This is a genomic window from Haloferax profundi (genome assembly GCF_001469865.1).
Classification (GTDB): Archaea; Halobacteriota; Halobacteria; order Halobacteriales; family Haloferacaceae; genus Haloferax; species Haloferax profundi.
This window is the reverse complement of the sequence record NZ_LOPV01000428.1, coordinates 1-7,653: the sequence shown is the minus strand read 5'-3', so window position 1 is coordinate 7,653 and position 7,653 is coordinate 1. Positions and strand designations below refer to the sequence as shown.

At 64.1% G+C, this 7,653-nt stretch carries 9 protein-coding genes; 4 read left to right on the top strand and 5 right to left on the bottom strand.

Annotated features, from left to right (window positions below; all coding sequences use genetic code 11):
• The first annotated feature begins 224 nt into the window (after positions 1 to 224).
• From AUR66_RS14380 to AUR66_RS14375, 3 genes are read left to right on the top strand one after another with little or no spacing between them, the layout of a single operon-like run.
• On the top strand, positions 225 to 470 hold the full coding sequence (locus AUR66_RS14380; RefSeq protein WP_058572968.1) for a ferredoxin: 246 nt from the start codon (positions 225 to 227) through the stop codon (positions 468 to 470).
• Positions 471 to 482: 12 nt separating this feature from the next.
• Positions 483 to 707 carry a hypothetical protein gene (locus tag AUR66_RS23360; RefSeq protein ID WP_449271643.1) on the top strand — a complete coding sequence of 75 codons (225 nt, stop codon included), beginning with the start codon at positions 483 to 485 and terminating at the stop codon, positions 705 to 707.
• Between the two features lie 4 nt (positions 708 to 711).
• On the top strand, positions 712 to 1,524 hold the full coding sequence (locus tag AUR66_RS14375) for a DUF7089 family protein (RefSeq protein WP_058572966.1): 813 nt from the start codon (positions 712 to 714) through the stop codon (positions 1,522 to 1,524).
• Positions 1,525 to 1,584: 60 nt separating this feature from the next.
• On the opposite strand, the gene AUR66_RS14370 is transcribed toward AUR66_RS14375, so the two are convergent.
• A complete protein-coding gene (locus AUR66_RS14370) occupies positions 1,585 to 2,163 on the bottom strand; it encodes a DUF7090 family protein (protein ID WP_058572965.1) in 579 nt (192 codons plus the stop codon).
• A 115-nt stretch (positions 2,164 to 2,278) separates the two neighbouring features.
• Positions 2,279 to 2,737: a DUF2391 family protein gene (locus AUR66_RS14365; RefSeq protein WP_058572964.1), complete on the bottom strand. Its 459-nt coding sequence runs from the start codon at positions 2,735 to 2,737 to the stop codon at positions 2,279 to 2,281.
• Positions 2,738 to 2,864: 127 nt separating this feature from the next.
• Here AUR66_RS14365 and AUR66_RS14360 point away from each other — a divergent pair, with 127 nt between their 5' ends.
• Positions 2,865 to 3,545, top strand: coding sequence for a class I SAM-dependent methyltransferase (locus AUR66_RS14360; RefSeq protein ID WP_058572963.1), 681 nt, complete (start codon positions 2,865 to 2,867; stop codon positions 3,543 to 3,545).
• 57 nt (positions 3,546 to 3,602) lie between these two features.
• Here AUR66_RS14360 and AUR66_RS14355 read toward each other — a convergent pair whose 3' ends face one another.
• The 3 genes from AUR66_RS14355 to AUR66_RS14345 form a co-directional block, all read right to left on the bottom strand.
• On the bottom strand, positions 3,603 to 4,697 hold the full coding sequence (locus AUR66_RS14355) for an ABC transporter ATP-binding protein (RefSeq protein ID WP_058572962.1): 1,095 nt from the start codon (positions 4,695 to 4,697) through the stop codon (positions 3,603 to 3,605).
• 131 nt (positions 4,698 to 4,828) lie between these two features.
• Complete coding sequence (locus AUR66_RS14350; protein WP_058572967.1) at positions 4,829 to 6,562, bottom strand: ABC transporter permease; 1,734 nt, start codon at positions 6,560 to 6,562, stop codon at positions 4,829 to 4,831.
• An 81-nt stretch (positions 6,563 to 6,643) separates the two neighbouring features.
• The coding region (locus tag AUR66_RS14345; RefSeq protein WP_058572961.1) for a thiamine ABC transporter substrate-binding protein at positions 6,644 to 7,653 on the bottom strand (1,010 nt) is incomplete at its 5' end.

The window sequence follows — 7,653 nt, the reverse complement described above, 5'->3', positions numbered from 1 at the left end:
GTCAGGCCGGCCTCGACGGCCTCGGCCTGCGGCGGGTACAGTTCCTCGATGCCCTCGTCGTGGAGGGCCTCGGAGACACCCGCTGGCAGGCCCGTCAGGTCCGCTGTTCGCATTGCGTCTCTCTTGGACCGTCTTTCGGTTTAAGCCATCGGGTCGTGGTGACCGACAGAATCGAGTCGGGGTGCGTCGGCAGGGCTATGTACGGCCCGGCGGAAAGTGGCGATATGAGAGTCGAGTACGACCGTGACACCTGCATCGGTATCTTCCAGTGTGTCGACGAGTGGGACGCGTTCCAGAAGAACCTCGACGACGGGAAGGCCGACCTCGAAGGCGCAGAAGAGACCGACGACGGCGTGTTCGTCCGCGAGGTTCCCGAAGACGCCGAGTTCGACGCGAAGTTCGCGGCCCGCGTCTGTCCCGTCGAGGCCATCCGCATCGTCGACGACGACGGCGAGCAACTCGTCCCCTGACGACGCCGGTCGATGTCTTCTCCTGTGAGGCCGCTGAACTGTGAGAGAGCTATCCGTGGTGACTGTCCCCGAACCCCTTCGTTTCGACTGGAGATTCGCCCGACGACAGACTGTAAGGGTTTAAGCGCAGGGGGCAGTAACCGTGTCATCATGAGCCAAGCGACGAAAATCGTGCTCGGTACCATCGGCGTGTCGGCCCTCCTGGCCGTCGTGTTCGTCGGTATGAGCCTCGCCTGAGGAGATGTTCGAGACGCGCACGCTGCCGTCGGACCTCGAATCGATTCGCGACGAGTACGCACCAGACGCACTCGTCGTCGACGTGGCCGGGGACTTCGACACCATCCCCCCGGAGGCCGCCGAGAATCTCGGCCTCGTGGTCGAGTCACTCTCACCGGCGGCGTACCCTCAAGAGTGGCTACCAGCAGACGCGCCGCAGGCGCTTCGACGGTACGCCTCGTCGGACTTCACCATCGGGATGCCTGGTGACGGAACCGTCACGTGGACTCGGCAAACTACGCCACCGACAGTCCTCGTGAAGTACCGCGCGAAGGGGACGCCGGAGGACTTCCTGGACTTCCTCGTCGCCGAGGCACTCGTCCAGGCTGGCACCGACGACGTACCCGAACACTTCCTGCCGTTCTTCGGCGAGCAGTATCGTGACCTCGCGGACGCGGTGCCACTCGGTCCGAACGACGTGTATCAGGTCGCTGCCGCACTCTACGAGGGGTGGGTCGGCCTCCACACGCGCGACGAGTTCGCGTCGTGGGAGGGCCGCCACGACCGACTGTACGACGCGTGGGTCGACGCGGGCGAACGACTCGACGACAGACTCGCGAACCTCCCGCGACTCGTGGCCACGGGCCGACTGTCGTTCGCCGAGGCGACCGAGTTCGCCTGTTCGGCCATCAAACACGGCCGCGACCTTCCTGCGCCGTTCGCGGCGCTGGATACGGCCGCCTACGTCGACCACGGCCCGACCTACGCGGTCCGGTGGGCGCAAAAGACGTTCGAGCAGTTAGCCGACGCCGGCGACGACCGTAATTCGCCCGAGTAGAACTCGGTCAGAAGGCTGTTTTACACGCCGCTGCAAGAGTGTCTTCCCGATGTCTGTTCGTTAGAAGTCGGTCGTGACGGTTCCGTCTTCGTGGAGGTCCACGACACCGTCGAACAGGTCGCGGAATCGCTGGAGTGTCTCTTCGTCGTGGACTTCTTTCGAGAGATGGAAGAGACCGACTGCGTCGTACTCGTCGAGAAGAGCCAGAATGCGCTTCGTGGCCTCGAACGCGCGGTCCACGTCGGCGTAGTAGGCCATCTCGGTCACCGAATCCACGCTGAGTCGGAGTTTCCCGTCGTGGCGTTCGAGGAACTGTCGCGTCTTTTCGACGATTGCGTCTAAGTCGTCCGGGGCGGCGACGTAGTAGATATTCTCGCCGCTCCGTCGAGAGTAACCGCGTTCGATAGAGAGTGTGTCGAGGATGGTCGCACGGGACTCGTCCACTTCGTAGTGCTCTAACTTCTGTTCGACTTCTCGCGCGGTGGTCCGCGTCGAGACGACGAGGAAGTTGTCGGTGTCGACTTTGAAGAAGTCGGTGTCGATGCGGTCAGTCTCGCCGATACTCGGATGAAGAAGCAAGATACCTGTCCCGCCCGAAATCGTCTCGGGCGTCTCTTCGATGGCGAGCTCGTAATCCATACCCAAAGCAGATACTCAGCGAACTTAATCCTTCATGCCATTTCGCCCCGCTCGGGGCAGAATCACACGGCCACGTGGTGTTCTCGTCGGCAGAACGGTCGGGCGAGACAGACGCTCAGTACAGCGTGTCTGCCGTCGCCGCACCGATGACGCTGAACACCGCGCCGACACTCGTCGCTTTGAGCGTGATGCGGAGGACGGCGAGGTCGAGTTCGAGGCCGAACGCGTCGAACAGGACAGTTCCCGACACGTCAGACAGGAACGTTCCCGGCGCGTCGAACGCGAGTGCGAGGATGAACACCGAGAGGTACGAGACGCTGATGAGCGAGATGAACCGAATCGGGATACCGCCGACTTCTTTTTCTTTGTCCGGGTCCCGGTCGTCTGCCTTGTAGAGTGCGCCATACCCGACAGCGAGGACGATGACGAACGTGAGAATGGCTTGGACGAGAGACATCCCTCGCGCGAGCACCCACACCTCCTCGGTCACGACGAACGGTCCCGCGAGGAGGAACCCGCCGACGACCTGCTGTGCCGTGTCGGCGAGGGCGAATCGGCGGCGTACTCCGACCATACTCCGGTCGTAGCGACGGCAGTAATTAAATGGCGTGCCTCCGCTGGGTGTCGTCTTCCGACTGCACCGTCACTATCTCCCGACCGTGCTTCGAACCCATTTTGTCCTCCCACGCCGTGGTGCGAATATGAGCGTTCGCGACGAGTTCGACGCCTGGGCGGCCGATGGCCGCGACAAAGGGATGGAGGACCGACACTGGCACACGGCGAAACACGCCCTCGCCCGGATGCCGGTCGAAGAAGGCGACAGCATCGTCGACCTCGGAACCGGCAGTGGCTACGCCCTTCGGGCCCTCTCCGACACGAAACACATCGGCCGTGGTGTCGGCCTCGACGGGTCGCCGGAGATGGTTCAGAACGCCCGCGAGTACACCGACACCGAGAACATCACGTACCTCGTCGGCGACTTCGACGACCTGCCCTTCGCCGACGACAGCGTCGACCACGTCTGGTCGATGGAGGCGTTCTACTACGCGCCCGACCCACACCACACGCTCGAAGAGGTCGCTCGCATCCTCAAACCCGGCGGCACCTTCTACTGTGCGGTCAACTACTACGAAGAGAACGTCCACTCCCACGAGTGGCAGGACAACATCTCCATCGAGATGACGCGGTGGTCCCACGAGGAGTACCGGCAGGCGTTCCGCGACGCGGGTCTCTACGTCGCCGAACAGGATTCGATTGCAGACATGGATATCGAGATTCCACCCGCAGACGAGTTCCCGACCGACAGTTGGGAGACGCGCCAAGACATGGTCGACCGCTACCGGACCTTCGGAACGCTGCTCACCGTCGGCGTCGCACCCTAACGCGTCTTCTTCTTCCTGCGCACGTCGCTATTTGACCGCTGTCGCCCACGGAGCGTCTCACTCGACGACGTGTGCCGCGTCGGGGTCGAATCCGACGACGAGTTCCTGACCCACCTCGTACGTGGTGTCGCCGTCGTCCGCGACGACGACGGTCAGTTCGGTCTTCTCCCAGTCGAGGCCGAGACGGGTGGTCGCACCCTGGAACTCCGTGCCGGTGATGGTTCCACGAATCTGGTTCGTCTCGGTCCCGGTCCGGAGGTTCTCCGGGCGGACGCAGAACGTGAGTGACTCACCGACTGATTTGTCGACACCCTCGAGGGTGAACGAGTGCCCGTCGACCTCGACGACGACGCCCTCTGGGTCCAGTCGAGACTCCACGACGTCGCCGGGCGAAGCTCGCTGGCCCGTCAGACTGCGTCTGACGACACCGTGGAAGACGTTGTTCTCGCCGACGAACTCTGCGACGAACTCGGTGTGGGGCCGATGGTACACGTCGCGGGGTTCACCGACCTGCTCGACGCGCCCACGGTTGAGGACGGCGACGCGGTCAGAGACTGCCAGTGCTTCCGATTGGTCGTGGGTGACGTAGACTGTCGTGACGCCGAGTTCCGACTGGATGCGCTTGACCTGTTGACGGAGTCGCTCACGCAGGCGGGCGTCCAGCGCCGACATTGGTTCGTCGAGGAGGAGGATGTCCGGACCGGGTGCGAGGGCGCGCGCGAGGGCGACACGCTGTTGTTGCCCGCCGGACAGAGAGTCGGGGTCGCGGTCTTCGAACCCCGCGAGATCCACGAGTTCGAGGAGTTCTGCGACGCGTTCGTCGCGGGTGACGCCTCCCGGAGGGTCCACGAACCTGAGACCGTAGGCGACGTTCTCGCCGACGCTCATGTGCGGGAACAGCGCGTAGTTCTGGAAGACGACGCCGACCCCCCTCGCTTCGGGTGGAACCCCGTCCATCGACTCGCCGTCGAAGCGAACCGTGCCCGCAGTCGGCGACTCGAATCCGGCGATACAGCGGAGCGTCGTCGTCTTCCCACATCCGGAGGGGCCGACGAGCGTGAAGAACTCGCCATCGTCGACGGTGAGTGACACTGAATCCAGTGCCGTCGCCGTCCCGTAGCGCTTCGACACGCCGTCGAGTTCGAGTTTCACAGGTTGTCCTCCGGGGTCACGTCTCTCAGTCTTCTGGCGACGGGTAAAACTCTCCGCCTCCTCGGATGGCCTCTTCGCCCCGTTCGGCCGCTTCACACTGGCCGAGTTCTCCGGTCGATTTCGCTGGCCACTCATAGTTCACCCCACCGGCCGCCGAATCGGTCGACGACGAAGAAACTCACCGACGTGACGAGGAGGAGGACACATCCCATCGCCGTCGCGGGACCGAGTCGGCGACCCAGTAGTCGCTCGACGGCGACGGGCATGGTGTACCGACCAGCGCCTTCTGCGAGGATAATCGTGGAGTCGAACTCGCCGATGCTGATGGCGACGGCGAAGGCCGCGCCCGCGACGACGCCAGTCCAGACGAGAGGCAGTTCTACGTCGAAGAGTGCGCGGGTTCGGGTCGCCCCGAGACTCCGCGCCGACTCCACGAGTCGGTCGTCGAGGCGAGAGAACAGCGGTGCGACGTTTCGCGTGACGAACGGATACGCGCCGACTGCGTGGGCGGCGACGATAGCGAGTGCACCAGTCACGCGGATACGCGTGCCGAACACGTCGACACCGAAGACCAGACCACGCAGGAGGCCGAGGCCGACGACGATTCCCGAGACGGCGAAGGGGGCCATCGCGAGGGCGTCGATGAGCGTCCGTCCACGGTAGCGTCGGGTCGTGAGGATGGCCATCGTCACACCCATCGGAACGGCGACGAGGAGCGTTCCAGCCGCGAAGAGGAGCGAGTTCCAGATTGCGGGCAGCGGCTTGACTTGATACGTCGCTCCCGTCGCCTGTCGTTCGGCGAGGAAAGCGTAGTGTTCGAGGGTGAGTCCACCGTCGGCACCGGTGACACTCGCGAGAATCATGCTGGCGATGGGGACGATGAACACGAGGCCGACGACGACGGTGTACGCGGCGATACCGACGGTCCGAAGCGCGGACTTCGGCGACCACGTCGTCGGCACGACTGACTGGCGTGGAAGCGGATTCGCCGCCCCGCCCGCGGCGCGCTGTCTCCCCTCGTAACTGAGGTACGCCGCCGTCAGCGTGAGCGAGATGACCGTCTCGATGACGGCGAGACTCGCTGCCTCGGCGTACGCGAGGTCACGGACCTTCGCGAAGACGAACACCTCGATGGTCGCCAGTTGGAACCCGCCGAGTGCGAGGACGATGGGGAACGACGCGAAGGTGAAGATGAACGTCAGCGTCGCGCCGATACCGACCGATGGGAGGAGTTGCGGGAGGACCACGTCGCGGAACGCGCGGCGGGGATTCGCACCGAGGGAACGAGCAGTCTCGACGGCGCGAGCGTCGACGCTCTCCCACGCGGCAGTCACGACGCGAGCGACGAGCGGTGCGTTGTAGAAGGCGTGCGCGATGATGATGGCTTCGAGCGTGAACAGCAGTTCGACTGGGGGGAGGCCGACGGCGGTGAGCGCACGGTTGAGCGTCCCGTTGCGCCCGAACGTCGCCACGAACCCGATAGCGACCATGATGGAGGGCATGACGAACGGGAGGATGGTGAGCGAGCGAAGCGTCTCACGACCCGGGAACTCGAAGCGGGCGAACAACCACGCCGCCGGGAGGCCGAGGGCGAGACTGGCGAGCGTCGAGTAGAACGCCTGCTTCGCCGTGAACCAGATGATGTCGACGAGGTAGAACTCGCTCGTTAGAATCTCGGTGAGAGGTTCGAGCGTGAACGCACCGTCGTCGACGACGGCGTCGACGAAGACAGTCGCGACGGGGTAGTAAAAGAGGACGAAGAGGACGACGGCGGTGAGGACTGCGACGAACGAGAGCAGTCGCTGTTCGAGGGTTCGGGTGACCCACCGAATCGGCGTCCGTGTCGCGTCAGTGAGTGTGTCGATGGTACTCACGTCGTCTCACCCTGAAACCCTGACACTGCGGTCACCTGAGGGTTCGGGTCTCTCGGTGGCCACGGTGTGGGCTCACTTGCTGGCGAACTCCTGGGCCCACGCGTCGGTCCAGTCGCTCAGGTTGTCCTTGAGACGGTCGTACGAGAACGTGACTGCCTCCGGGGGTTCGTGGGCGTACTGTGCGAAGTCTTCGGGAAGTTCGGCGTTCGTCGTCGCCGGGAATTGGACGTTGCGCACGGCGATTTCGGCTTGCACCTCGGGGCGAAGGACGAAGTCCATGAACTCGGTGGCTAAGTCGGGTTCGGTGGCGTCGGCGAACGTCGCCATCCCCTCGGGGTTGGCGTAGCCCTGGTCGTTCAGGAAGCGAATCTGGTGTTTCGCCAGGTCTTCGCCGGATTGGTTGGCGTACACCTGGTCGGTCGAGTACGAGACGACCATCGGTGCTTCGCCGTTGGAGTAGGCGGTGTACGAGTCGGCCCAGTTGCCGAGGACGCGAACGTCGTTTTCCTTCAACTGCGCCCAGTAGTCGAGATAGCCGTCTTCACCCTTCGCGTCGATAGTGTGGAGCAAGAACGCCTGCCCCGTCGCCGACGACGTTGGGTTCTGTGCGAGGAGTGCGCCTGCGTATTCGGGTTCGAGCAGGCCGTCGAACGTCTCCGGGGCGGTGAAGGCTCCGTCTTCGCCTTGCGTCTCGTCGTAGACGAGCGAGATGTATCCCGTGTCGTAGGGAATCGCGCGGCCCTGTGGGTCGAATTCGAGTTCTTCGTTCACGTCGCCGCGGCGCGAGAGTCCCTCGGCCGGGGTGAACAGTGCCTCGTCGAGTTTATCGTCGATACGGACGAGCATCTGCGCGTCGAGGCCAACGTAGAGGTCTGCTCCGGACTCGACACCGCGGAGTGAACGCTCGATGTAGTGGTTCACGCCGGCCTCGGGTGTCTGCCACTCCAGCGTGGCGTCGAACTCGGACTCGAACTCGTCTTTCAGCCAGACGCCGGGGCTCGTACTCGGTGCGTCGACGAACGACGCGTAGGTTCCGACGGTGAGCGTCTGGTCGCCGCCGTCGACTGTCGTCCCTTGCGTGG

Coding starts and splice junctions, on each gene's coding strand:
- AUR66_RS14380 (WP_058572968.1), top strand. CDS start 225: ATGAGAGTCGAGTACGACCGTGACACCTGCATCGGTATCTTCCAGTGT.
- AUR66_RS23360 (WP_449271643.1), top strand. CDS start 483: ATGTCTTCTCCTGTGAGGCCGCTGAACTGTGAGAGAGCTATCCGTGGT.
- AUR66_RS14375 (WP_058572966.1), top strand. CDS start 712: ATGTTCGAGACGCGCACGCTGCCGTCGGACCTCGAATCGATTCGCGAC.
- AUR66_RS14370 (WP_058572965.1), bottom strand. CDS start 2,163: ATGGATTACGAGCTCGCCATCGAAGAGACGCCCGAGACGATTTCGGGC.
- AUR66_RS14365 (WP_058572964.1), bottom strand. CDS start 2,737: ATGGTCGGAGTACGCCGCCGATTCGCCCTCGCCGACACGGCACAGCAG.
- AUR66_RS14360 (WP_058572963.1), top strand. CDS start 2,865: ATGAGCGTTCGCGACGAGTTCGACGCCTGGGCGGCCGATGGCCGCGAC.